The sequence below is a fragment of the Nitrincola salilacus genome (assembly GCF_046271865.1).
Classification (GTDB): Bacteria; Pseudomonadota; Gammaproteobacteria; order Pseudomonadales; family Balneatricaceae; genus Nitrincola; species Nitrincola salilacus.
In genome coordinates, this window is the sequence record NZ_CP176580.1 from 3896400 (window position 1) to 3919828 (window position 23429).

Consider the following 23429-nt stretch of genomic DNA (forward strand, 5'->3'; position numbering starts at 1 on the left):
CATCGCAACTCTTGGTTAGCCTCAAAAATTAGACTGAATCAGACGCAAGAGTTCACAAAACTACTTTGCCAAATGACGCTTACGTCGCAACAACCATAGTACGGGTCCGGAACAAGCATAGACCACAAACAGTACCCATAGGAAAAGTGGCGGGCTGATCGATATCACGGCAATAACCAACACGATAGCAGCCAGTATGATGAATGGAACTTTGTCTCTGAAATCGACATCTTTGAAGCTGTAGTAGAGAACATTGCTGACCATCAACACGCCAGCCAGCGCAACATAAAGTGCGACAAGGTAAACGATATCATCCGGATCTATGGCGAATGCGGTACAAACCCATATCAAACCAGCCACCGCAGCGGCCGCAGCCGGACTTGGTAAACCGATAAAGTAGCGCTTATCAACCGAGCCTATCTGGGTATTAAAGCGCGCCAGACGCAGTGCGGTTCCGGCAACATAGAGAAAAGCCGCAAACCAGCCAAGTTTGCCGAGGTCACCGAGAGCCCAGGTGAACGCCACCAGAGCGGGTGCCACACCGAAAGAGACCATATCCGAAAGTGAGTCGTACTCTGCTCCAAACGGGCTTTGCGTATTGGTCATGCGCGCAACCCTACCATCCAGCCCATCAAGCACCATGGCCACGAATATCGCGATGGCTGCTGCTTCGAAGCGCCCGCCCATCGCCGCAACCACGGCATAAAAGCCTGAAAAAAGGGCGCCCGTAGTAAACAGATTGGGCAACAGATAAACCCCTTTATGCGGTTTATTCCTGGCTTTCGCGTCGCAGGTAGTGGCTGCCTGCTCCTGCTCTTCTGAGTCGTGTTTATGCTGATCTGTCATAGGGTTACTGATACGCTTAACAAGGTTTTAGTGATCATTCTACTTCAGATTGGCCATCATACCCAACAGCATTACCCCATTTTCAACTCAGGATGCCAACTTGATGCCCGACCAAGATCAGCACCTTTATCATCAAGCCAGCCCTGGGCCTGCTCTCGACCCATCTGCTTGAGCTCCATCAGGAAGCTTCTGCGGGTGTCGAATTTACTGACACTCTGCATCCCCATCAGCTGCAGATCGGGACCGATGAGATGCAGGCGGGCTCGACGTAAGCGCCTCTCCCGACTCCCGATCAACCAGGGTTTTGAGCGCATATACTCCTGCAGCAGCGTAACCGCCGCCAACTCACGCATGAATCCGGACTGAAATATCAGTTCGCTGACACGCTCATCAATCTGCTGCGCCGAAACAGGTATCTGAGTTCTTTCCAGTGGCTGCAACAGTATGGTCAGAAGATCTCTAGCTCCACACTCCGTGATCAGCGGCGTTAATATAGGGTTTGCCGAATATCCGCCATCCCAGTAATGGCGCCCATCTATTTCTATCGTTTTATGCAATCTTGGCAGACAGGCACTGGCCAGCAGGTGGGATACAGTCAGCTCTGTTTCGCGAAAAATGCGCAAGGCTCCCGTTTCAACCTCAGTCGCAGCGATGAACAGCTTGACAGGTGACTCCCTCTGCAGCTTTTCGAAATCGATTGATTCATCCAGAATTTCGCGCAGTGGATTGATATCAAAAGGATTAAGGTCATAGGGAGAAAGATGCCGTGACAAGCTCTGCCACCACTGCGTAACACTGGCCTGCCCCTGATCACTGAGGTGAGCGGGTGTTGCCACCTGTTCCCAGAAATTGCTCAGCATTTCACGAGCTCCCTGCGCACCTCCACTCATCCAGCCAGCCGCCAGCATCACTGCATTCATGGCACCCGCACTGGTACCACTGACACCGGCTATATTCAGCCGATCCATCTCCAGCAGCCGATCCAGTACACCCCAGGTAAAGGCTCCATGTGCGCCGCCTCCCTGTAAAGCCAGACATATTGTCAATTTACTCATAGCGCCTCCCTAATCATTAGTCTTAGTATAGCTTCATCAGATGCCTGTATGAGGCCGAAGTTCATTGCACTGATTATCTGATCACTGATAAAAAACGTCAGGAAAGCTCTACAGGCCAGACTCTATACCACCTGCATAACAACTAAAATAAATTAATCTTTTATGACACTAACCCTCATAAACAAAAAAACCCGGCAGGCTTTCAGACAGCCGACCGGGTTTCTTCAACATCCTGACTGAGAGATCAGTTCTTCTCTTTATCAACCAGTTTGTTGGCAGTGATCCATGGCATCATCTCACGCAGACGGCCACCAACCTGCTCAATTTCATGAGCAGCATTGTTACGACGACGCGCGGTCATGGATGGGTAGTTCAGAGCTCCTTCGCTGATGAACATCTTGGCGTATTCACCACTCTGAATACGCTTCAGTGCGTTACGCATCGCTTCACGTGACTGGTCATTGATGATCTCAGGGCCTGTAACATACTCACCATACTCGGCATTATTGGAGATGGAGTAGTTCATGTTGGCAATACCGCCTTCATACATCAGGTCGACAATCAGTTTCAGCTCATGCAGACATTCGAAGTAAGCCATCTCAGGCGCGTAACCGGCTTCCACCAGCGTCTCAAAACCAGCTTTGACCAGCTCAACGCAGCCACCACACAGAACAGCCTGCTCACCGAACAGGTCGGTTTCAGTCTCATCCTTGAAGGATGTTTCGATGATACCGGTACGTCCGCCACCAACACCAGAAGCGTAAGAAAGCGCCAGCTCTTTAGCTGAACCGGAAGCATCCTGGAAGATAGCGATCAGATCAGGAATACCACCACCCTTGACGAATTCGGAGCGAACTGTGTGACCAGGCGCCTTGGGAGCGATCATGATAACGTCCAGATCAGAACGTGGAACGATCTGGTTGTAATGAATGGCAAAACCATGTGCGAAGGCCAGAGTTGCGCCCTGCTTCAGGTTCGGTTCGATCTCAGTTTTGTACAGCTGTGACTGGAACTCGTCCGGAGTCAGGATCATGATCAGATCAGCATTGGCAACAGCAGACGGCACTTCAGATACTTTCAAACCTGCTGCTTCAGCCTTTGACCAGGAGCTGGAGCCCTTACGCAGACCCACAGTCACATCCACACCTGAATCTTTCAGGTTATTGGCATGCGCATGGCCCTGTGAACCGTAACCGATAATGGCTACTTTCTTGCCTTGAACCAGGGAGAGGTCACAATCTTTATCGTAATAAATTTTCATTTTCGTATCCGGTTATTCAAGTTGATCAAAAGGTCTGCTCAGATGACAGAACACAGATTCCCGCGTCTGCCTCATGAATCATGTTGGCAACAATAGGCTATTCAGCGCATTTCGTAAAATGATATATTTGCAACATCATGTTGCGAATTATGGAACACAGACCACCATGGACACCAAACCTCTGAAGCTGTTTCTGAGCCTGTCTGAAACACTGCACTTCGGGCGCACCAGCGCTCTGTGCCATGTCAGCCCTTCAACACTGAGCAGAACCATCAAGCAGATCGAAGACCAGTTGGGCACGACGCTTTTTTATCGCGACAACCGCAGTGTCAAACTGACCCCCGAAGGAGCTCTCTTTCAAAACTACGCCCGTGACACATTGCAACGCTGGGAGAGTTTGCAAAACTCGCTGCTTGTTGAGAGCAACGAGTTGCAGGGAGAGATCAGCCTCTACTGCTCTGTCACCGCCAGCTACAGTTTTCTGTATGAGATTCTCAACCGCTTCCGGCGCCAGTACCCAAAGATAGAGATAAAGCTGCACACCGGTGACCCGGCTCATGCCGTGCAGAGGGTTCAGCGTGAAGTTGAGGATATTGCGATCGGCGCACGACCAGATCAGCTTGCCAGCGATATCGCCTTTCGTCCTATCACCATCTCACCCCTGGTGTTCATCGGGCCCGCTCAGGACCAGACAATGACACAGGACCTGTCAGGCCTGGCCGATGCATCTCACTGGTCACAGATACCGATGATTCTGTCCGAAGAGGGTCTGGCACGAAAACGCACCGATCAATGGTTTCGCACTCTCGGGATCAAGCCGCTGATCTATGCACAGGTCGCCGGCAATGAAGCGATCGTCAGTATGGTCAGCCTCGGGTTTGGTATTGGCATCGTGCCATTGATTGTGCTGGAGAACAGTCCTCTTGCTGATCGTGTTCATATTCTGTCCGTGACACCAGAGCTTCCGCCTTTCGAGGTTGGCCTCTTTGCACTGGATAAAAAACTGAAGAGCCCGCTTATTCAGGCTTTCTGGTCAGAGTCTGCGCCAGAGCCGACAGTATTGCCGGGATGATCATCTCAACAAAGCCGATCCCTTGCGCTCTTGCGCTGGATCATGGTGATCAGTCAGGATAGACGGCATCATCACGCTCCTTTTTTGAACTGCTGGAGAACAGGTTCGATCATGACGGGTGAAATGCTGTTTGTTTTTGCACTGCTGTTGACCACTATCCTGCTATTTGTACAGGACAGAATCCGCATGGATGTGATCGCGTTGATGGTAGTGGTCGCACTCGCCGTTTCTGGCATCATCTCTCCGATCCAGGCTGTGTCAGGCTTTGGTGAGTCCATCGTGATCATGATCGCCGGCCTGTTCATTGTCGGCGAAGGCCTCTTTCGCACCGGAGTCGCGGCAGCCGCAGGCAATTGGTTGCTCAGAGTCGGGGGAAGCAGTGAAACCCGGCTGCTGTTATTTCTGCTGCCGACCGTCGCCCTGCTGTCTGCGTTCATGAGCTCCACCGGGGCCGTTGCATTACTGATTCCTGTTGTGCTCAGCATGGCTCGTAAATCAGGCATGCAGCCATCTCGCCTACTGATGCCGCTGGCTTTTGCATCCCTGATTGGTGGCATGTTGACACTGATCGGCACGCCACCGAATATCATTGTCAGTGGCCAGATGCGTGCAGCAGGATTCGAGCCCTTCAACTTTTTTGACTTCACACCGATTGGCGCTGTGATCCTGCTGGTTGGCACCTTCTATCTGGTGTTCGTAGCACGCCGCCTGTTACCTGTCAGTGAGGTTCGCGATCCTGAACATAGCCACCCGGGTCTGAAAGAGTTCGCCGAACGCTACGGTATCAGTCAGCATCTCTACAAGCTGAAAATCAAAGCAGATAGTGAACTGGCAGGAAAAACCCTCAGCGAAGCTGCTCTGCGTACCGAATACGAAGTCACCGTCATCGCGATGCAACACCTGAACCGACTGATCTCGCCATTAAAGCCGGTATTGATCAACACGCGCATGCAAAACCAGGACACACTTCTGGTCTATGGTGAGCGGGAGTGTATTGATCGACTGTGTGAAGAGATGGAGCTGAGTATTCTGGGCTTTCCCGAGCAGGAGATAGAACAACTCTACAAACAGTTCGGCCTGGCTGAAGTGATGCTCCCCCCTGACTCGCCCTTAACCGGCCGCAGCATCAAGGAGGGCAGTTTCAGAGAGCGCTTCGGGCTCAATGTCATTGGTGTTCGACGCCATCGTGAGTCTCTGAAAGCTTCATTTGCCAGCACTGCACTGGAGGCAGGCGATACATTACTGTTGGCGGGTCGCTGGGAAGATATTCAGGCCCTTGAAAGCCGTCGCGAGCTGGTCGTACTGGAAACACCGTCGGAGATGACGGAAATTCCGGCCCATGCAGAAAAAGCACCGATTGCGATCGGCATTATGCTGCTGATGCTGGTACTGATGACCACCGGCCTGCTACCCAACCTGACAGCAATCATGGTCGCCGCCCTGGCCATGATTCTGACCGGATGTGTCACGATGAATGAAGCCTATCGCTCCTTGAATGGCAGCAGTCTGATTCTGATTGCGGGCATGCTTCCGCTCGCGCTGGCCATGGAGACCAGCGGTTCACTGATGTATCTGGTGGATCACCTGATCGCCAACTACGGTGACAGCGGCCCTCTCCTGCTATGCGCCGGGCTGTTTATACTGACCTCTTTTCTCAGCCAATTTATCTCCAACACCGCTACCACAGTTCTAGTCGCTCCGATTGCACTGGCAACCGCGCAAGGAATAGGGCTGAACCCGGAACCCTTTATGATGACGGTAGCGATAGCTGCTTCAACCGCCTTCGCCACGCCAATCGCATCCCCCGTCAACACACTGGTATTGGCTCCCGGTAACTATCGCTTCTCGGACTTTGCCAAAGTCGGACTACCACTGCAGTTTATTGTTCTGGTAATCACACTGGTGCTGACGCCAATGCTATTTCCTTTCAACTGAACCGCTGACGCCTGACGTTTCAAGAGTTTTTCCGGCACATTGACCAGATGTCAGACATAAAAAAACCGCCCATAAAGAGGGCGGTTTTTTTTCAGTATCGATCAGGCAATCAGAGACTGAGTACCTTCTCACCACGCGCGATACCGGACACCCCGGAACGCACGACTTCCATGATACTGGCAGCCCCCAGAGAGGTGATGAAGGCATCCAGTTTTTCACTGGAGCCGATCATCTGCACGGTATAGGTCGTCGGTGTGACATCGATGATCTGACCGCGGAAGATATCCGCCGTGCGTTTGATCTCGGCGCGCATCTGACCACTGGCCTTGAGTTTGATCATCATCAGCTCACGCTCGATGTGCTCACCCTCAGTCAGATCCACCACCTTGACCACATCAATCAGTTTGTTCAACTGCTTGGTGATCTGCTCAATCACACGATCGTCACCGATAGTGGTTACAGTCAGGCGCGACAGGGTCGCATCTTCGGTCGGCGCGACTGTCAACGATTCGATGTTGAAGTTACGCTGTGAAAAGAGGCCAACAACCCGCGACAGTGCACCTGGTTCGTTTTCCATCAGAACAGAAATTATATGTCGCATCAGGTTCTCTCCGTCTTGCTCAGCCACATATCACGCATCGCACCGCGCGGTACCTGCATCGGATAAACATGCTCGAAAGGATCAACCATGATATCCATGAACACGAGGCGATCCTTCATCGCAAAGGCTTCACGCATCGCATTTTCCAGGTCTGAATACTTCTCCACCTTCATGCCGACATGCCCATAAGCCTCAACCAACTTCTTGAAGTCCGGCAAGGACTCCATATAGGAGTGAGAATGGCGAGCCTCATAGTTCATATCCTGCCACTGGCGCACCATACCCAGTGACTGGTTGTTCAGGCAGATGATCTTGACCGGAATATCATACTGACTGCAGGTGGACAGCTCCTGAATGTTCATCTGGATACTACCTTCACCGGTCACACACACAACTTCCTCATTCGGGAAGTTCATCTTGACCCCCATCGCAGCAGGAAAACCAAAGCCCATAGTGCCCAGACCACCGGAATTGATCCAGCGATTGGGTTTATTGAACTTATAATACTGTGCGGCAAACATCTGATGCTGACCCACGTCGGAGCAGACGTAGGCATCACCGTTGGTCACCTTGGACAGCATTTCGATAACCTGTTGCGGCTTCATCAGCTCGGAGTCGTCGGTGCGGTAGTGACCACCGTGACGCGAGCGCCACTCATCGATCTGCTTCCACCAGGAGGCGAGTGCTTCAGCATCCGGCTGTTTCTTGCTCGCCTTCACCAACTGGATCATCTCCTCCAGCACCACTTTGGCGGGCCCTACAATAGGGACATCAGCCTGAATGGTTTTGGAGATGGAAGCCGGATCGATATCCACATGCACGATACGTGCTGTCGGACAGAACTTATCGGTTGCGTTGGTGACGCGGTCATCAAAACGTGCGCCGATCGCCAGCACCAGATCACTGTGGTGCATAGTCATGTTGGCTTCGTAGCTGCCGTGCATCCCCAGCATACCGACAAACTGACGATCCGTACCGGGATAACCACCCAGTCCCATCAGCGTGTTGGTGACAGGGCAGTTCAGCAACTGCGCCAGTTCGATCAGCTCGGCACTGGCATCACCCATGATGATACCACCACCCGAGTAGATGATCGGACGCTTGGCACCGAGCAACATATCCACAGCCTTCTTGATCTGGCCGGAGTGCCCCTTGGTGACAGGGCTATAGGAGCGCAGCTTGACACTCTTGGGGTATTCATAGGGAAAACGCTCGGTAGGCGCCGTCATATCCTTGGGGATATCGACCACGACCGGACCGGGACGACCGGATTCCGCAATATGAAACGCCTTCTTGATGATCTCTGGAATATCTTCAGCTCGCGTGACACTGAAGTTATGCTTCACGATCGGCCGGGAGATACCCAGCATATCGGTCTCCTGGAAAGCATCTTCACCTATCAGATAGCTCATGACCTGACCGGTGATGACAACCATCGGAATCGAGTCCATATAGGCGGTAGCGATACCCGTAATCGCATTGGTCGCACCAGGACCGGATGTCACCAGTGCGACACCAGCTTTACCGGTCGCACGGGCATAGGCATCAGCCATGTGAGTTGCTGCCTGCTCGTGGCGCACCAGGATATGCTGGACATCTTCCTGCTGGAACAGTGCATCATAGACATGCAGCAGTGCCCCACCCGGATAACCATAGATGTATTTCACCCCCTCATCTCGGAGAGCGCGTACCACCATTTCTGCGCCTGAAAGTAATTCCACTTCGTGTATCCTCTACATACGTCGGCGAACTACCGACGATTAACAGTTTCTGTGATTCTGCATCGTGAGCACAAACCTGTGCGGCTGCATTCACACAGCCTGGCACTGATTTCGCCGCCCCATGGTCAGAGTGCGCCGAAAACGGACTGCCTGTACTCGGGTGCTGAACAGAAAAAGGATCTCTTAGACTGCCAGACCTGTCTGAGACTTAAGCCGGGTAATGCTTTCTGCCTGTGCTGTCGGGATTTCCTGAAGCACACAGGCGAAAAGGTTCCTGAAGGAAGCCGGTCATTTTCTCATCCGCACCAAGATTGATCAACCATAAAACAAAATGTTTTAACTCTGACGAAGAAAGGCTACGCTGAATGCAATATAATTGCGCAAAAAAGCCAGAGGAACAGCTGTATGAGTATTTCTGAGATTAAAAACAAAGAGCGAGTCATCAACGAGTTGATGCGCTTTATTCGCAAGGTTCTGGCCGATCCGAAGCTGTGTGAGCAGGCGCTAATGATTGCCCGCAAGCATATCGACAAGAAGGACGCCGACACACTGATTGCCGATGAGCTGTCTTCCACGACCAGCGTCAAGATCCCGATCGAATTCAGCGACGCCGACCGTCTGTTTCTGCATGTGTTGAAAGAAGCCGTGCGCGACGAGCAGGCGCTCTACTAGCAGACACGCCTTATTCCGGCACCAACCAGTCACACAGTGTCGAGTATTGCCCTTGCTCCAGACTATCCTTGAGCATGGGCAGACTAGCCTCCAACTGCTGATCCAGTTGCCAGGGAGGGTTGATGATCAGCATGCCACTGCCATACATCCCTCGCTCTGCCTCAGGTGCGATCTCCACTTCTGAGCGCAGTATTTTCCTGATACCCGAACGACTCAGCGCATCCAACATCTCCTGCCAGCGTCTGGCACCGAGCAATGGATACCAGATGGCATAGATACCATTAGGCCAGCGCCTTGTCGCGGCCAGCATGAATGACACCACCTGATCATATTCCGACTTGACCTCATAAGAGGGGTCGATCAGCACCAATCCGCGATTAGGTGTCGGCGGCAGCAATGACAGCACCCCCTCATAACCATCGCGGTGATGAACAGCCACCCGCTCATCGCGGCGGAAGGTACGTTTCAGCACATCAAACTCAGTCGGATGCAGTTCCATCAGATGCAGGCGATCCTGCTCACGGGCAAAACCGGCAGCAATCGAGGGCGAGCCAGGGTATTGCTTCAATGATCCATCTGGATTCCACTGCCGCACACTGTCCAGATAGGGCTGAACCTGCTCGGGCAGATCCTGCTGCTCCCAGAGTCGCACTATCCCCTCCTTGAATTCAGAGGTTTTCAGCGCCTGCTCATTCTCCAGATCATAGATCGCACGACCGGAATGAGTTTCGAGATAGTTCCAGGGTGTGGCCTTGCGGTTCAGCGACTGCAACAGACAGGAGAGAATGAAGTGCTTGTGGATATCGGCAAAGTTGCCGGCATGAAAACCATGAAGATAGCTGAGCATGATGTGCGATCCAGAATATAGGGGCGGCTGTATATTAACAGTTTCCGCCCCCTATTCCCAAACACCATGGCCAGAGCCAAAGCCCTGAACCTAAGTCCTGAACCTAAGTCCTGAACCTAAGCCCCGTACTTAAGTCCCGAACCTAAGCCCAGGCCGGCACATATACCGGATCGGCTCTGAATCAGCGGAAGACGAAACTTCCAGCTTCGACATCCACCGCCACCTCATCACCCGACGCATAGCGTCCCGACAGGATCTCCTGCGCCAGCGGGTTCTCGATCCATTGTTGAATAGCCCGCTTCAGCGGCCTTGCACCATAGACTGGTTCAAAACCCACTTCTACCAGCTTATCCAACGCGGTTGAAGTCAGTGAAAGTGTCATATCGAGTTCTGCCAGACGCTTGCGCAAACGATCCAGCTGTATCTGGGCAATTCCCGCCACCTGATTACGACGCAGACTGTGGAATACCACCACCTCATCAATCCTGTTGATCAACTCAGGTCGAAAGTGAGTGCTTACCGTTTCCATCACTGCCGATTTCATCAGCTCATAATCGTCATCATCCGAGAAGTTCTGAATCAGATCAGAGCCGAGGTTGGAGGTCATGACAACGATGGTATTGCGAAAATCCACCGTCCGCCCCTGACCATCGGTCAGACGTCCATCCTCCAACACCTGCAGCAGAATATTGAACACATCCGGATGCGCCTTCTCGATCTCATCCAGCAGCAGCACCGAATAGGGCTTGCGACGCACCGCTTCAGTCAGATAACCACCCTCTTCATAACCGACATAACCGGGAGGTGCACCGATCAGCCGGGCCACGGAATGCTTCTCCATGAACTCAGACATATCGATCCGCACCAGCGATTCTTCGGTATCAAACAGAAAATGCGCCAGCGCCTTGCACAACTCAGTCTTGCCCACACCAGTTGGTCCCAGAAACAGAAAACTGCCATTGGGTCGATGCGGGTCTGCCAATCCGGCACGTGAGCGGCGCACGGCATTGGACACCGCCACGACCGCCTCGTCCTGCCCGACCACGCGTGCATGCAAGGCTGTCTCCATACGCATCAATTTGTCGCGTTCACCCTCCAGCATCTTACTGACCGGAATCCCCGTCCAGCGCGAGACCACTTCGGCCACTTCCTCTTCGGTAACTCTGTTACGCAGCAGTCGGGTCTCCTGAGGCTCTGCCTCGTCGGCGGCCTTAAGCTGCTTCTCCAGCTCGGGAATGCGTCCGTACTGCAGCTCAGACATGCGTCCAAGATCACCGGCACGACGCGCCTGATCCATCTCGACACGCGCCTGATCCAGTTGCTCCTTGATCTGCTGTGATCCCTGAAGCGTGGCTTTTTCTGCTTTCCACACCTCCTCCAGATCGGAGTATTCACGCTCCAACCTGCCGATCACCTGCTCAAGCTCATGCAGACGCTTACGTGACGCGTCGTCGGTTTCCTTCTTCAGCGCTTCCTGTTCCATCTTGAGCTGGATCAAACGGCGCTCCAACCTGTCCATCTCTTCCGGCTTGGAATCGATCTCCATACGAATGCGAGAGGCCGCTTCATCAATCAGATCTATTGCCTTATCCGGCAGCTGTCTGTCTGCGATGTAGCGCTGTGACAGCTGAGCCGCCGCGATGATCGCCGAATCGGTGATATCGACACCATGATGCACCTCATAGCGCCCTTTAAGGCCGCGAAGTATGGCAATGGTGTCCTCTTCACTCGGCTCATCGACCAGCACTTTCTGGAAACGACGCTCAAGGGCAGCGTCCTTCTCGACATACTTACGATACTCATCCAGCGTAGTGGCACCGACGCAATGCAGCTCACCCCTTGCCAGCGCAGGCTTGAGCATATTGCCGGCATCCATCGAACCCTCAGCCTTGCCCGCTCCCACCATGGTATGCAGCTCATCGATAAACAGGATGATCTGCCCCTCCTGCTTGGAAAGCTCATTCAGCACTGCCTTGAGGCGCTCTTCGAACTCACCGCGAAACTTGGCTCCGGCAATCAGTGCGCCCATATCCAGCGACAGCACACGCTTGCGCTTCAGCTCTTCCGGCACCTCGCCATTCACAATACGCTGCGCCAGCCCTTCGACGATCGCGGTTTTACCCACACCGGGCTCGCCAATCAACACAGGGTTGTTTTTAGTACGACGCTGCAACACCTGGATGGTACGGCGGATCTCGTCATCACGGCCGATGACCGGATCCAGCTTGCCCGACTCAGCTTGCTCGGTCAGATCCACGCAGTACTTATCCAGTGCCTGACGCGACTCTTCGGCATTCGGATCCTGCACCGACTCACCGCCACGCATCTCTTCAATGGAGGCGGTCAGACGTGCCGCAGTGATGCCACACTCCTGCAGCAGTTTGCCGGCATCGGTTTTCGCCTCGATCATCGCCAACAGCATCAGTTCGCTGGCGATATACTGATCGCCACGCTGCTGAGCCAGCTTGTCGGTGACATTGAACAGACGCGCCATATTCTGCGACAGCCGAATTTCGCCATCCGGACTCTGCACCTGTGGTAGACGATCAAGCGCCTCACCGATCTTGCGGGTCAGGCTGTTGAGCTCTGCACCGGCCTTGCCCAGCAGAGGACGAATCGAGCCACCGCGCTGATTGATGAAAGCAGCCAGCAGATGGATCGGTTCGATCTGATTATGATCTTTGCCTATGGCCAGAGACTGAGCTTCGGCCAGAGCATCCTGAAGTTTTGAAGTAAATTTATCGGGTCGCATCGCCCTCTCCTGATCACTTGTGATTCACGCACCAACACATTTGGACGGTCGGTGTGGAGTTCATTGAGTACGATGATTAGATGGGGTGCATATAACCACAATTCAAGTGGTCATTAATTAATCAACTGATCCAGATCAGTCTTTATTGCTTAAGTGCCAGGAAGCTCTAGCTGAGGTGGGAGTCAATCCAGATAAGGCTGGCCATGCGACCTGTAACACCCTCTCGACGGTAGGAGTAGAAGTATTCACGACCGCTGAAAGTACAGAACTCGCCACCGAACACTCCACTGACACCCGCTTTTTGCAGCCGGATAGTGGCCAACCTGTAAAGATCCGCCAGCCACTTATCCTTTGATGTCGGAGACACACTGAAGGCCGACTCGGCCTCGGGGAATTGATTGCAGAAAACCTGATGCACATCATCGCCCACCTCAAAAGCCAGAGGGCCGATCGCTGGTCCAAGCCAGACTAACACATCCTCAGGGTTTTCAAATGCCGATAAGGTCTGCTCCAGCACACCGGCAGCAAGTCCACGCCAACCGGCATGAGCGGCTGCCACACGCGAACCTGTCCGATCCGTAAAGAGTACCGGCAGGCAATCAGCCGTCAGTACGGCACAGGCCAGACGAGACTGATCCGTCCAGCAGGCATCTGCTTCCGGTACATCCTGAACATCTGACCGTGCCTCGACCAGTTGGGTACCATGCACCTGCTGCAACCACTGCGGCTCCTGCTTCAGCCCCAGAGCCTGCTTCAGAATTTCACGATTCTCGCGTACTGACAGCGGATCGTCCCCGACATGATCGGCCAGGTTCAGCTCGGCATACGGGGCACGACTGATACCATCCAGCCGCGTTGTTGTCAGGGCGTGAATATGTGCAGGCGCAGGCCAACTGGCACGAATCAGTTTCATAGGTTGTAATCCAGCTCCGAAACATCTTTTTTCAACACGCTCAGCAGTTGTTTCAGATCATCCGGCAGATCTATCTCCCAGCTCATCTTCTCACCTGTCTCCGGATGCCAGAGCTCCAGCTTTTTGGCATGCAGGGCCTGGCGTCTGAAAGCGCGTAGCGTGGCCAACATCTTATCACTGCAACCTTTGGGAATACGGAAACGTCCACAGTACAGTGGGTCACCGACCAGAGGATAGTTGATATGCGCCATATGGACACGAATCTGATGTGTGCGTCCAGTTTCCAGCTTGAGCCGGATATGGGTATGAGCGCGAAACTTCTGCATCACGCGGTAATGGGTGATCGCTTCCTTGCCGACACCGACAACAGCCATCTTCTGTCGGTTTTTGCTGTGCCGCGCCATCGGCTCGTCGACACAACCGCCACCCGTCATGACACCATTAACCACAGCCTCATATTCACGCCCCATGGTCCGCTCCTGCAACTGCACCACAAGATCAGTCTGCGCAGTAATGGTTTTCGCCACCACCATCAGTCCGGTCGTTTCACGATCCAGACGATGCACGATGCCGGCACGCGGTACCAGGCCGATCTCAGGGCTGTGATGCAGCAACGCATTCAGCAGAGTACCATCGGCATGACCCGCTCCCGGATGAACCACCAGTCCACTCGGTTTGTTGATCAACAGGATATGCTCATCCTCATACACGATATCCAGTGGAATCAGCTGTGGGGCATGCTGTTCCTGCACCTCCAGCAGTACACTGACCTTGATCTGCTCACCACCCGAGAGCTTGTCCCGTGGCCTGAGGACCTTGTCGTCCACCGTCAACTGCCCATCTTTGATCCAGCTCTGCAGTCTGGAACGGGAGTAGTCCGGAAATAACTGGGCTACCACCTGATCCAGTCGCATACCGAACATTTCGTGGGGAACCTGTGCACTTAACTCAACCTGTTCTGACATCAATTTCAATCTTATACATGAGGATGTTTTGGCTTGGCTTCCGGTTGTGTTTAAATAGACCGGAAATTTATTCACACAGTATAACTGAATCCTTCGCGATGCGCTGGAATCGGACACAATCTCAGGATTAAGCAATATGCAACTCGTCAAAGTGTTTGGCGCTCTCGCTCTGATCAGTCTTTTGTCGGCATGCTCATGGTTTGGTGGTGACAAAATCCCTCCCGATATCCCGGAGCAGGTGCTGTATGATGACGCAATGGAGGCTCTGGATAACAACAGTTTCAGCCTTGCGGTAGAAAAACTGCAGTTGCTCGAGGCACGCTACCCCTTCGGACGCTACTCAGAGCAATCTCAACTTGAGCTGATCTACGCCTACTATCGCAACAATGAGCCTGCGGCTTCGAGAGCAGCTGCTGACCGCTTTATTCGTCTGCATCCGAACCATGACAACATTGATTACGCTTACTACCTGAAGGGCCTGACCTCCTTTGAGGAAGATCGCTCATTCCTGGCGCGCTTTCTGCCACTTGACGAATCGCAGCGCGATCCGGGTGCCGCGCTGGACTCCTTCGAGAGTTTTGCAATACTGCTCAATCGCTACCCCGACAGTGAGTACGCCCCTGATTCACAGCGCCGTATGCAGTATCTGAAAAACCGCCTGGCTACCTATGAAATTCATGTTGCATCCTATTACATGGAACGTGAAGCCTGGATTGCAGCGGCAAACCGTGGTCGCTTCGTTGTCGAAAATCTGCAGGAAACACCAGCGGTTCCGGACGCACTCGCAGTCATGGCCGAGGCCTACACTCGCCTGGGTATGACTGATCTTGCCGAAAGCTCGCTTGAGGTACTCAGATTGAACTTCCCTGATTACGAGATACGTTCTTTCAGCACTGCAAACCGCGGCCTGCTCTACACAGCAACCTTCGGCCTGCTGGGAGACAGTGAGCCAGCAGTTCCGGCAAGACCGACGACTCACACAGGTCAGTCAAGCAGCGCAGTGACAAGCGAGCCGGAACAGGGCAAACGCTCCTGGCTGAACCGTCTCTCCTTCGGCGCGTTTGGAGATGATGGCAAGCCTGTCGAGGCAGAAGAAAAGGCACAGGAATAATCCAGCACTCAAGCCGCGTGCCTGCAGGATACGATCAAAAGCCGCTTATGCGGCTTTTTTTTAAACTCAACCCGACTTCAGCAGTCACATCCCACTGACATGGTCAGCAGTTGGAGGTTGGCAAGCGAACAGCTAATTGTTATGTTATAACAATTGTAGACAACTGATATATGGAGTTTTTAATGCGCTTACTGACACTTCCCCTTTTGCTGGCCACATCCCTTGCCCTGGCAGATAGTGACCACGCCCCTTTGGGAGCCCATGTTCATGGCATGGCTCAGCTTGATATAGTATTGGATGGCAACAGCCTGCAGGCGCACTTCAGATCACCGGCTGCTGATATTGTTGGCTTTGAGGATCAGGCCCAAGACGAACAGAGCATCGCTTTAGTCAAGGAGATGGAACAAAAGCTGGGCCATGCCGAAACCCTGTGGACTCTGCCGAAAAATGCCAACTGTGCACTGAACAGCGTCACCCTTCAGCATGAGCTGATTGCAGATCATGGATCTCATGACGAAGACGATCATGAAGACGAGCATGATCATAAGAATGAACATGATCACAAGCACGATAACGACCATAAACACGAACATGAATCAGGACACAGTGAAATTCGGGCAGAATACGCGTTCGAATGCCAGAACCCGGAACAACTTGCACAGATCAGTGTCACACTTTTCCAGCACTTCCCGACACTGGAAAGCATCACCACGCAGGTGATTACATCCAGTGCACAGCAGGGGCTGACACTGACACCAGAGAACAACAGGCTGCATCTTGACTGATACCGAACTGAGACCGGCAATATTGATAAAGCAGCTGACGTTTGCCTGGAAACAGCAAGCGCCGCTGCTTAACATCGACCACTTCATCCTCGGCAAAGGTGAGCAGCTTTTTCTGCAGGGACCATCAGGCAGTGGCAAAAGCACATTACTGAATCTGATAGGAGGAGTGCTATCGGTCAACAGCGGTGAGCTGACACTGCATGGCAGTAATTTTGGCAAGCTCAGTCAGAGACGTCGTGATCAGTTCAGGGCCGACCATATCGGTGTGCTGTTTCAGCAATTCAACCTGCTACCCTATCTGAACCTGATCGACAACGTCATCCTGCCCTGTCGCTTTTCATCCAAGCGCGCTGCTGCTGCCACTCAGCGCAGTGGCTCGCCAGAGAAAGAAGCCCATCGCCTGCTGCAACGACTGCAGCTGCAGGAGATGCTGAAGGACTCTCCCCCTGTTGCAGAGCTCTCCATCGGCCAGCAACAACGTGTAGCAGCGGCTAGAGCGCTGATCGGCGCGCCGGAACTGATCATTGCCGATGAGCCCACCTCGGCACTGGATGCCGACACCCGCGACAATTTCCTCGACCTGCTGCTGAGCGAGAATAGAGAGAATCACAGCAGCCTGTTGTTTGTCAGCCACGATCAATCTCTGAGCCATCATTTTGACAGAGTCGTCAGTCTGAGTGAGATCAATCAGCGAGGTGCCGCATGATTCTGCGTCTGGCACTACTGAGTCTATGGAACAGACGTGGCACCGCTCTTTTGACACTGATCACCATCGCCATCAGCGTGACACTGCTGCTGGGTGTAGAAAAGCTGCGCCAGGATGCGCGCGAAGGCTTTTTCAGCACTATCTCCGGCACCGACCTGGTGGTAGGTGCCCGCAGCGGATCCTTACCCCTGCTGCTCTACTCCGTATTCAATATCGGCAACCCTGTCAGCAATATCCGCTGGAGCAGTTATCAGCAGCTTGCAGAATCGGATATGGTCGACTGGACTATCCCGCTGGCACTGGGCGATTCGCATCGTGGATTTCGTGTTTTGGGTACCAGCGATCAGTACTTCACCCATTTCCGCTACGGCCGCCAGCAGAACCTCTCATTTGCGTCTGGCGAGCCATTTGATGACTTATTCGATGTTGTCCTTGGTGCCGAGGTCGCTCGTGCGCTTGAGTACCAGCTGGGTGATAAAGTCGTCGTCAATCACGGGTTGGGCAGAGCCAGTTTCAGCGCCCACGAGGACAAACCCTTTCAGGTCAGCGGTATTCTCGAACCCACCGGCACACCGGTCGATCGCGTTCTGCTGGTCAGCTTGCAAGGCTATGAAGCGATGCATCTCGACTGGCGTGCCGGCGTCAGAATCCCCGGCATGCAGATCACAGCAGATCAGGCTCGCGAGCGCGACCTGACACCCCGTGAGATCACCGCTTTTATGGTTGGACTGAAGTCTCGTGTCAACACCTTCCACCTGCAGCGATCGATTAACAACTTCCGTGCCGAACCCCTGCAGGCGATTCTCCCCGGTGTCGCACTGCAGGAGTTGTGGCAAGTACTTTCCATTGCCGAGCGCACCCTGCTGGCAATATCTGCCTGTGTGGTCTTTGCCGGACTGACCGGGATGCTCGCCCTGTTGCTGGCAAGCCTGAATGAGCGCCGCCGGGAACTCGCCGTTCTGCGCGCTGTCGGAGCAGGACCGGGGCGAATACTGTTTCTGCTGCTGTTTGAGGCGATGCTACTGACGCTACTGGGCAGCCTGTTGGGCGTACTGCTGCTCTATGGGTTGATAGCCGGTACACAGAACTGGCTTGCGCTTGAGCATGGCTTATTTCTGAGCCTGGAGTGGCCAGGTAAAACCCAGTGGTTACTGCTCGGTGCGATACAACTTGCCGGAATAGTGGCCGGCAGCATACCCGCCTGGCGGGCTTATCGGTATACTCTGGCTGACGGTCTGACACCTCGTACCTGAGGATCTTACCAAAGGTCGTACCAGAGGCACCAAGGCCGTTCGACAGGCCGACATTCAGCAACTATCCAAGAGGTTTTCCATGCGTCATCTTTTCAATGCCATTCTGCTGTCACTGCTGCTGATCCTCCCGGGAACAGCCAGCAGCACCCTGATCAATGGCGAACCGGTGGTACAGATGACCTGGGATGAGCTGATGCCGGAAGACTATACCCTCTCACTGGAGGATCTGTTCGGAGATTTCGATCTGAACTCCCTGGACATCATGGATGACGCCAGCCCGGAAGCGGATAAAATGCTCGACAACATGATGAGCGTACTGGCCTCTGCGCCGATTGTCCCGGAACTGGATCAGAAAATGGTCAGAATCCCGGGCTTTGTCGTACCGCTGGAGTATAGTGAAGATACTGTGTCGCGCTTTTTTCTGGTTCCCTATTTCGGGGCCTGCATCCATGTGCCACCGCCGCCATCAAACCAGATCATTGATATCCATTTTGAGCCAGGCACCCGGGTCGAAAGCCTCTATGATGCGGTCTGGATCAGCGGGCTGCTGACCACAGAAACCTTCAGCCATGACATGGGAACCGCCGGATATCGGATCGAAGCCTATAAGATCGAGCCCTACGAATACGGCGATGAGGATATGCTGATCGAGTAGCCCTCAGAGCGCCTGTAAACGTCCCACAGGTGAGTATGCCTGCGGATCGATAACAGGTGAGCGCCCCAACAGAAGATCCGCATGCAGGCGTGTTGACGCAGGCGCCAGCACCAGGCCATTACGGAAATGTCCACAGTTCAGATGTAGCCCCTCAACACCCGGCACGGCTCCGATATAAGGAATACCCTCAGGAGTACCCGGCCTCAACCCCGCCCAGTGATGTGCAACCGGACACTGCTCCAGTGCAGGAACTATCGACAATGCCGACTGATGCAGTGACTTTCTTGCCGCGTCAGTCGTGCTTTTATCGAATCCGACATGCTCCAGCGTACTGCCGATCAGAATCTGACCATCATTACGCGGAATCAGATAGCGCCCATCCAGCATCACCACCCGATCGATCAAACCAACCGCTGCATTGAATATCATCATCTGACCTTTCACTGGCTCAACCTGTATTTTCAAGCCCAGCGATGACAGCAACTCTGAGCTCCAGGCTCCACCTGCTACCACTGTCTGTTCAGCCCGCACATCTCCATGTGCTGTTCTGACACCACAGATACGCTCGCCCTGCAGAATGAATCCCGTTACCTCAGTTTCTTCATGGAGTTGTATAAGCGGGTGCTGCTCGACACTGGTACGCAAAGCTCTGCCCAGCCGAGGATTGCGTATGCTGCCTACCTCAGGCATCCACAGGGCAGAGTCGAAACCGGGCGCCAGGTTTGGCTCACGTGCATAGATGAAAGCGCTGTCTACCCGCATCAATGGACGATGATAAGCCGACGCCCAACTCAGCGCTTTATCCTCATCATGCACCGACACCATCAGCATCCCCTTCTGGCGCAATTCAGGATCGCAGCCTGTTTCAGCAAACAGCTCCTGGGCCAGATGCACATAACTGGTCTGCGACCAGGTCGCCAAGCGTGTCACTGGGTCGCTGTAACGCCAGGGGTAGAGCGGAGAGACAATACCTCCGCCCGCCCAGGAAGACTCACGCGCACAACGCCCACGCTCCACCAATGTCACACTGGCTCCCGCCTGCGCCAGCTCACGTGCCAGCATCAGGCCGATGACTCCGCCACCGGCAATCAGTATATCGCTCATCTCTCACTCACATCTGTCTGGAATCAGACTATTTTGCATCGTTTAGGGTTTGAGAACCAGTTCACCTGCCACTATCTGGTTGCGCTCACGCCTCACACGCCCTGCCAGTGAAACAATCAACGCCTCTACCCGATCACCCTGAGCTGTACTGACACGAAAAGTACCGTTCGAACCCCCACTCAGACTGCCATCCGGCTGATAGCTCAGGCTGTCCCCACGATTCCAACTGACAGGAATGTCAGGCAGGCTGGACACTCTGAGCAAGCGGTCCTGCTCCGGATCAAATACCCTGTTACGCTCGGTATCCACAAACATCAGCGCATAAGGCCAGCCCTCAGACAGGCCGTTTTTCGCCGCTCCGGCACAGAGCTGAGCATCGAAGGATCGGCACACTGAAATCTGCTGCCGCCGCGTCACCGACTCGATTCTCGCCAGTGCAAGCAGATTATGTAATTGCTCAACAGCTGCTCCTTGACGGGCATTCTGAAGGATCTGCGAAAAAGCAGGCAGGGCAACGCTGTAAAGTACCACCAGTACCGCCATGCTGGTCATCAGCTCCCAGAGTGTCAGACCTTGCTGTGTAGTCAGTTTTTTCGACTCAATCGATTGTTTTATTGATAATGACTTCATGGCAACTCACTCCAGCCGACCATTGCGACAGGTTGCCCCTCCATCGCCCGGACAAAACGAACGCGCAGCCGAGTTTCGGCCATCACCTCGCCCTCCAGAGATTGCAGCTCCCCTGCAACCACCATCTCTATTTCATTCGTCTGCCAGATCACCAGATCAGGATCTATAGTGATCGTACCGGCCACCACTCCCTCATTGATTGCCTGTACCTGTGGGGTGAACCATGCATCATCAGCTTCACCCCAATGTTCATCATCGAGCTGCAGCCATGCCTGAGCACTCATGACACCCTCCATTGCCAGGGTATCGGTCAGAATTTTGAAGCGCTGATTGGCCGACATCCGTTCCTGCAAAAGACTACCGGCTGTGGCACCGAATGCCATGATCAGCATCACGGCCATAATTATCATCGTCGTCAGCAGCGCTATACCCTTCTCTCGCTTCATGGCTTTTCTCCCTTCATAGCCTTTCCAGCCTCCTGGCATTATCCCTCCACCAACCCTCAACTAGCCCTCCACTGCACGCAGTGCCACCATAAAACGGTGCTCTGCGCCTGACTCAAATACCAGCAGGATGCGTACCGCCAGCACCGGCAGGCAACAATCCGGGGTGGAGAAAAACTCACCCTCCTGCAGCACACCATCACCATTCAGGTCACTTCCATACTCAAACAGAATGTTTGCTACACCCTGTATCAATTCCTGGGCATTACAGCGCAGCCCGCCAGCATCGGATCTGAAGCGCTCGGAATAGGCTGTTCCATCGGGCTGCTGTAGCTGCCCCAGACAGTTGCGCACGTCGTTGCCACCATCTGCGTGCAGTAACAGCAACTGAGAGTCACTCTCTTCACCCACCAACTGAGCCTGGCGGATAGATGCAGTCAGGCGGGTCATGGCAAAGCGCAATACTTCCTGATCTCGATCCAGCCGTTGTTTGTGCAGATAAGTCTGCTGACTGGCCAAGAGTGTACTGATCACCCCACCGAGCAATATCATGCTGAGCAGCAGCCCCAACATCATCTCGACCATACTGAACCCCTGCTGTCGAAGCCTGAGAACCGGCATCAACAACTCCCCGCTTGATATGCCAATGGGTAGGGAAAGGGGTAGTTCAGTGGCGAAGTCTGCTGTGGCAACTCACTCTGCCGATCCAACCAACTGAGTGACAACTGCATCTGCTCGCTGCTCAGCTCCTGCAACTGTACCTGCCATCCCGGCAGAAAAGATGTGGATTGATGCTGCTGATACCAGTTTTGAAAGACAGGATGTGATTCATCAAATTCCGACATTTTGTCAGGCAGTGTGCAGCGAGCGAGCCATAAATGCTCAATAAAATCTGTCGCCTGCAGGTTGGCCAGCGTGCGCTGATAACTGAAATGGCTTTGCTGCAGTGTACGCAGTTGCAGTGAGGCCAGCGCCAGCAGTGTGGTAGCAGTCAGCAGCAGAGTGATCAGCACTTCGATCAGGGTAAAGCCCTTGACCGAGTTTCGAGAAGCGAAGGCATTTAACATTTACTCTATCCTTGAGTAAGTAATCTATCCATGTCGGCGCAGCATAGCGGGCCTGTTCGAGAGGGTCAAGAACAGGCCACACTGGGATTTACAGCGCTAGAATATTCAGTATCTTGACTTCAAACAGCAGCGTTTTACCCGCCAGCGGATGATTGAAATCAATGGTCACCTTACTATCCGAAAAGTCCACAACCACACCTGGCACCAGACCACCCGGCTCCTTAAACGTAACAACCAGCCCCGGTTCCAGCTCCATATCGGTAAACTGACTGCGAGGCATAACCTGCAGATTGCTTGGATTATGCATGCCGAAACCACGCTCAGGAGCGATGGTCAGATCCAGGTGATCACCCTCTTTCAAGCCGACAAGCGCCTGCTCAAACCCTTCAGGCAGTTTGCCATCACCGAACTCGAAAGTGGCAGCATTGCCGTCAAAGTTACTGTCGACCACCTGACCATCCTGCAGTTTGATGGCGAAATGCAGGGTAACCCGAGTACCTTCACCAATAACCGCTACACTCATGCGTCATCCTCATTCTGTTTTGCACGCCCCGACAGCAGCATATCGCCTATCAGCAGCACTGCACCGACCGTGATCGCACTGTCGGCAATATTGAAGGCGGGGAAATACCAGCCGCCATAATGTACTGAGATGAAATCCACCACATATCCATGCACGATACGATCGTAGAGATTACCCAGAGCACCACCAAGTATCAGAGCCAGTGCACAACCGACCCACCACTGCCTGGCAGGCGTCGTTCTTAACCAGACCAGCAACGCGATACTGACGGCAACCGCAATCAACGTAAAGAACCAGCGCTGCCAGCCTCCGGCACCGGCCAGAAAGCTGAACGCCGCGCCATAGTTGTACAGTAGAGTCAGATCAAAGAAGGGCAGAATCGGCACCGACTGAGCATAAACAAGATGTTCAACTGCCGCATACTTGCTCACCAGATCCAGCACCACCACCAACAGAGTTAACCAGAGCCAGCGCAGCGCACTGGCCCTTACAGAGATCCTTGAACTCATAAC

General features: G+C 53.6%; 24 protein-coding genes. 8 read left to right on the forward strand and 16 right to left on the reverse strand.

Translation table 11 applies throughout. The annotated features are described in order from the left end of the window. Positions 1 to 60 precede the first annotated feature (60 nt). From pssA to ilvC, 3 genes are all read right to left on the reverse strand, one after another. The gene (pssA, locus tag ACK3CJ_RS17990) at positions 61 to 846 is read right to left on the reverse strand and encodes a CDP-diacylglycerol--serine O-phosphatidyltransferase (RefSeq protein WP_409523584.1); all 786 of its coding nucleotides are present in this window, start codon (positions 844 to 846) and stop codon (positions 61 to 63) included. A gap of 71 nt (positions 847 to 917) precedes the next feature. Beyond that, positions 918 to 1901: a patatin-like phospholipase family protein gene (locus ACK3CJ_RS17995; protein WP_409523585.1), complete on the reverse strand. Its 984-nt coding sequence runs from the start codon at positions 1899 to 1901 to the stop codon at positions 918 to 920. A 244-nt stretch (positions 1902 to 2145) separates the two neighbouring features. Beyond that, positions 2146 to 3162, reverse strand: coding sequence for a ketol-acid reductoisomerase (ilvC, locus tag ACK3CJ_RS18000; protein WP_409523586.1), 1017 nt, complete (start codon positions 3160 to 3162; stop codon positions 2146 to 2148). Between the two features lie 166 nt (positions 3163 to 3328). Here ilvC and ilvY point away from each other — a divergent pair, with 166 nt between their 5' ends. Further along, a complete protein-coding gene (ilvY, locus tag ACK3CJ_RS18005) occupies positions 3329 to 4234 on the forward strand; it encodes an HTH-type transcriptional activator IlvY (RefSeq protein ID WP_409523587.1) in 906 nt (301 codons plus the stop codon). A gap of 111 nt (positions 4235 to 4345) precedes the next feature. Next, positions 4346 to 6169, forward strand: coding sequence for an SLC13 family permease (locus ACK3CJ_RS18010; protein WP_409523588.1), 1824 nt, complete (start codon positions 4346 to 4348; stop codon positions 6167 to 6169). Between the two features lie 109 nt (positions 6170 to 6278). On the opposite strand, the gene ilvN is transcribed toward ACK3CJ_RS18010, so the two are convergent. Continuing rightward, the gene (gene ilvN, locus ACK3CJ_RS18015) at positions 6279 to 6770 is read right to left on the reverse strand and encodes an acetolactate synthase small subunit (protein WP_151705136.1); all 492 of its coding nucleotides are present in this window, start codon (positions 6768 to 6770) and stop codon (positions 6279 to 6281) included. Continuing rightward, a complete protein-coding gene (locus tag ACK3CJ_RS18020) occupies positions 6770 to 8491 on the reverse strand; it encodes an acetolactate synthase 3 large subunit (protein ID WP_409523589.1) in 1722 nt (573 codons plus the stop codon). The genes ilvN and ACK3CJ_RS18020 overlap by 1 nt, the downstream gene beginning before the upstream one ends. A 405-nt stretch (positions 8492 to 8896) precedes the next feature. Here ACK3CJ_RS18020 and ACK3CJ_RS18025 point away from each other — a divergent pair, with 405 nt between their 5' ends. After that, positions 8897 to 9163 (forward strand): hypothetical protein, encoded by a 267-nt coding sequence (locus ACK3CJ_RS18025; RefSeq protein ID WP_409523590.1) that lies wholly within the window; start codon positions 8897 to 8899, stop codon positions 9161 to 9163. Between the two features lie 10 nt (positions 9164 to 9173). Here ACK3CJ_RS18025 and ACK3CJ_RS18030 read toward each other — a convergent pair whose 3' ends face one another. The 4 genes from ACK3CJ_RS18030 to rluD form a co-directional block, all read right to left on the reverse strand. Then, positions 9174 to 10010: a 23S rRNA (adenine(2030)-N(6))-methyltransferase RlmJ gene (locus tag ACK3CJ_RS18030; protein WP_409523591.1), complete on the reverse strand. Its 837-nt coding sequence runs from the start codon at positions 10008 to 10010 to the stop codon at positions 9174 to 9176. Positions 10011 to 10191: 181 nt separating this feature from the next. Beyond that, positions 10192 to 12762 (reverse strand): ATP-dependent chaperone ClpB, encoded by a 2571-nt coding sequence (gene clpB, locus ACK3CJ_RS18035; protein ID WP_409523592.1) that lies wholly within the window; start codon positions 12760 to 12762, stop codon positions 10192 to 10194. A 166-nt stretch (positions 12763 to 12928) separates the two neighbouring features. Continuing rightward, positions 12929 to 13675: a peptidoglycan editing factor PgeF gene (gene pgeF / locus ACK3CJ_RS18040; RefSeq protein WP_409523593.1), complete on the reverse strand. Its 747-nt coding sequence runs from the start codon at positions 13673 to 13675 to the stop codon at positions 12929 to 12931. Then, positions 13672 to 14640: a 23S rRNA pseudouridine(1911/1915/1917) synthase RluD gene (gene rluD / locus ACK3CJ_RS18045; protein WP_409523594.1), complete on the reverse strand. Its 969-nt coding sequence runs from the start codon at positions 14638 to 14640 to the stop codon at positions 13672 to 13674. The genes pgeF and rluD overlap by 4 nt, the downstream gene beginning before the upstream one ends. A 136-nt stretch (positions 14641 to 14776) precedes the next feature. On the opposite strand from rluD, the gene ACK3CJ_RS18050 reads away from it, so the two are divergent. The 5 genes from ACK3CJ_RS18050 to ACK3CJ_RS18070 all read left to right on the forward strand — a co-directional run bounded on the left by ACK3CJ_RS18050 (position 14777) and on the right by ACK3CJ_RS18070 (position 19150). Continuing rightward, entirely contained in the window at positions 14777 to 15751 is a 975-nt protein-coding gene (locus ACK3CJ_RS18050; RefSeq protein WP_409523595.1) for an outer membrane protein assembly factor BamD, read from the forward strand. Between the two features lie 182 nt (positions 15752 to 15933). Next, positions 15934 to 16536, forward strand: coding sequence for a DUF2796 domain-containing protein (locus tag ACK3CJ_RS18055; RefSeq protein WP_409523596.1), 603 nt, complete (start codon positions 15934 to 15936; stop codon positions 16534 to 16536). Beyond that, positions 16529 to 17242, forward strand: coding sequence for an ABC transporter ATP-binding protein (locus ACK3CJ_RS18060; RefSeq protein WP_409523597.1), 714 nt, complete (start codon positions 16529 to 16531; stop codon positions 17240 to 17242). The genes ACK3CJ_RS18055 and ACK3CJ_RS18060 overlap by 8 nt, the downstream gene beginning before the upstream one ends. Then, positions 17239 to 18495: an ABC transporter permease gene (locus tag ACK3CJ_RS18065; protein ID WP_409523598.1), complete on the forward strand. Its 1257-nt coding sequence runs from the start codon at positions 17239 to 17241 to the stop codon at positions 18493 to 18495. Before ACK3CJ_RS18060 ends, ACK3CJ_RS18065 begins: the two co-directional genes overlap by 4 nt. Positions 18496 to 18574: 79 nt before the next feature. After that, positions 18575 to 19150, forward strand: a complete 576-nt coding sequence (locus ACK3CJ_RS18070; RefSeq protein ID WP_409523599.1) for a DUF3299 domain-containing protein — start codon at positions 18575 to 18577, stop codon at positions 19148 to 19150. Positions 19151 to 19153: 3 nt separating this feature from the next. Here ACK3CJ_RS18070 and thiO read toward each other — a convergent pair whose 3' ends face one another. The 7 genes from thiO to lspA all read right to left on the reverse strand — a co-directional run bounded on the left by thiO (position 19154) and on the right by lspA (position 23426). Next, entirely contained in the window at positions 19154 to 20254 is a 1101-nt protein-coding gene (gene thiO, locus ACK3CJ_RS18075; RefSeq protein ID WP_409523600.1) for a glycine oxidase ThiO, read from the reverse strand. 42 nt (positions 20255 to 20296) lie between these two features. Next, positions 20297 to 20884 carry a GspH/FimT family pseudopilin gene (locus tag ACK3CJ_RS18080; protein WP_409523601.1) on the reverse strand — a complete coding sequence of 196 codons (588 nt, stop codon included), beginning with the start codon at positions 20882 to 20884 and terminating at the stop codon, positions 20297 to 20299. After that, the gene (locus tag ACK3CJ_RS18085; RefSeq protein WP_409523602.1) at positions 20881 to 21330 is read right to left on the reverse strand and encodes a PilX N-terminal domain-containing pilus assembly protein; all 450 of its coding nucleotides are present in this window, start codon (positions 21328 to 21330) and stop codon (positions 20881 to 20883) included. Before ACK3CJ_RS18085 ends, ACK3CJ_RS18080 begins: the two co-directional genes overlap by 4 nt. 60 nt (positions 21331 to 21390) lie before the next feature. Continuing rightward, positions 21391 to 21948 (reverse strand): prepilin-type N-terminal cleavage/methylation domain-containing protein, encoded by a 558-nt coding sequence (locus tag ACK3CJ_RS18090; RefSeq protein WP_409523603.1) that lies wholly within the window; start codon positions 21946 to 21948, stop codon positions 21391 to 21393. After that, positions 21948 to 22394: a prepilin-type N-terminal cleavage/methylation domain-containing protein gene (locus ACK3CJ_RS18095; RefSeq protein WP_409523604.1), complete on the reverse strand. Its 447-nt coding sequence runs from the start codon at positions 22392 to 22394 to the stop codon at positions 21948 to 21950. Before ACK3CJ_RS18095 ends, ACK3CJ_RS18090 begins: the two co-directional genes overlap by 1 nt. A gap of 88 nt (positions 22395 to 22482) precedes the next feature. Continuing rightward, complete coding sequence (locus ACK3CJ_RS18100) at positions 22483 to 22917, reverse strand: FKBP-type peptidyl-prolyl cis-trans isomerase (RefSeq protein ID WP_409523605.1); 435 nt, start codon at positions 22915 to 22917, stop codon at positions 22483 to 22485. Continuing rightward, positions 22914 to 23426, reverse strand: coding sequence for a signal peptidase II (lspA, locus tag ACK3CJ_RS18105; protein ID WP_409523606.1), 513 nt, complete (start codon positions 23424 to 23426; stop codon positions 22914 to 22916). Before lspA ends, ACK3CJ_RS18100 begins: the two co-directional genes overlap by 4 nt. Positions 23427 to 23429 lie beyond the last annotated feature (3 nt).

Coding starts and splice junctions, on each gene's coding strand:
- ilvC (WP_409523586.1), bottom strand. CDS start 3,162: ATGAAAATTTATTACGATAAAGATTGTGACCTCTCCCTGGTTCAAGGC.
- ACK3CJ_RS18065 (WP_409523598.1), top strand. CDS start 17,239: ATGATTCTGCGTCTGGCACTACTGAGTCTATGGAACAGACGTGGCACC.
- ACK3CJ_RS18090 (WP_409523603.1), bottom strand. CDS start 21,948: ATGCCGGTTCTCAGGCTTCGACAGCAGGGGTTCAGTATGGTCGAGATG.
- rluD (WP_409523594.1), bottom strand. CDS start 14,640: ATGTCAGAACAGGTTGAGTTAAGTGCACAGGTTCCCCACGAAATGTTC.
- pssA (WP_409523584.1), bottom strand. CDS start 846: ATGACAGATCAGCATAAACACGACTCAGAAGAGCAGGAGCAGGCAGCC.
- pgeF (WP_409523593.1), bottom strand. CDS start 13,675: ATGAAACTGATTCGTGCCAGTTGGCCTGCGCCTGCACATATTCACGCC.
- ACK3CJ_RS18025 (WP_409523590.1), top strand. CDS start 8,897: ATGAGTATTTCTGAGATTAAAAACAAAGAGCGAGTCATCAACGAGTTG.
- ACK3CJ_RS18055 (WP_409523596.1), top strand. CDS start 15,934: ATGCGCTTACTGACACTTCCCCTTTTGCTGGCCACATCCCTTGCCCTG.
- ACK3CJ_RS18010 (WP_409523588.1), top strand. CDS start 4,346: ATGACGGGTGAAATGCTGTTTGTTTTTGCACTGCTGTTGACCACTATC.
- ACK3CJ_RS18100 (WP_409523605.1), bottom strand. CDS start 22,917: ATGAGTGTAGCGGTTATTGGTGAAGGTACTCGGGTTACCCTGCATTTC.
- ACK3CJ_RS18085 (WP_409523602.1), bottom strand. CDS start 21,330: ATGAAGCGAGAGAAGGGTATAGCGCTGCTGACGACGATGATAATTATG.
- ACK3CJ_RS18050 (WP_409523595.1), top strand. CDS start 14,777: ATGCAACTCGTCAAAGTGTTTGGCGCTCTCGCTCTGATCAGTCTTTTG.
- lspA (WP_409523606.1), bottom strand. CDS start 23,426: ATGAGTTCAAGGATCTCTGTAAGGGCCAGTGCGCTGCGCTGGCTCTGG.
- ACK3CJ_RS18080 (WP_409523601.1), bottom strand. CDS start 20,884: ATGAAGTCATTATCAATAAAACAATCGATTGAGTCGAAAAAACTGACT.
- ACK3CJ_RS18030 (WP_409523591.1), bottom strand. CDS start 10,010: ATGCTCAGCTATCTTCATGGTTTTCATGCCGGCAACTTTGCCGATATC.
- ACK3CJ_RS18070 (WP_409523599.1), top strand. CDS start 18,575: ATGCGTCATCTTTTCAATGCCATTCTGCTGTCACTGCTGCTGATCCTC.
- ilvY (WP_409523587.1), top strand. CDS start 3,329: ATGGACACCAAACCTCTGAAGCTGTTTCTGAGCCTGTCTGAAACACTG.
- ACK3CJ_RS18095 (WP_409523604.1), bottom strand. CDS start 22,394: ATGTTAAATGCCTTCGCTTCTCGAAACTCGGTCAAGGGCTTTACCCTG.
- thiO (WP_409523600.1), bottom strand. CDS start 20,254: ATGAGCGATATACTGATTGCCGGTGGCGGAGTCATCGGCCTGATGCTG.
- ilvN (WP_151705136.1), bottom strand. CDS start 6,770: ATGCGACATATAATTTCTGTTCTGATGGAAAACGAACCAGGTGCACTG.
- clpB (WP_409523592.1), bottom strand. CDS start 12,762: ATGCGACCCGATAAATTTACTTCAAAACTTCAGGATGCTCTGGCCGAA.
- ACK3CJ_RS17995 (WP_409523585.1), bottom strand. CDS start 1,901: ATGAGTAAATTGACAATATGTCTGGCTTTACAGGGAGGCGGCGCACAT.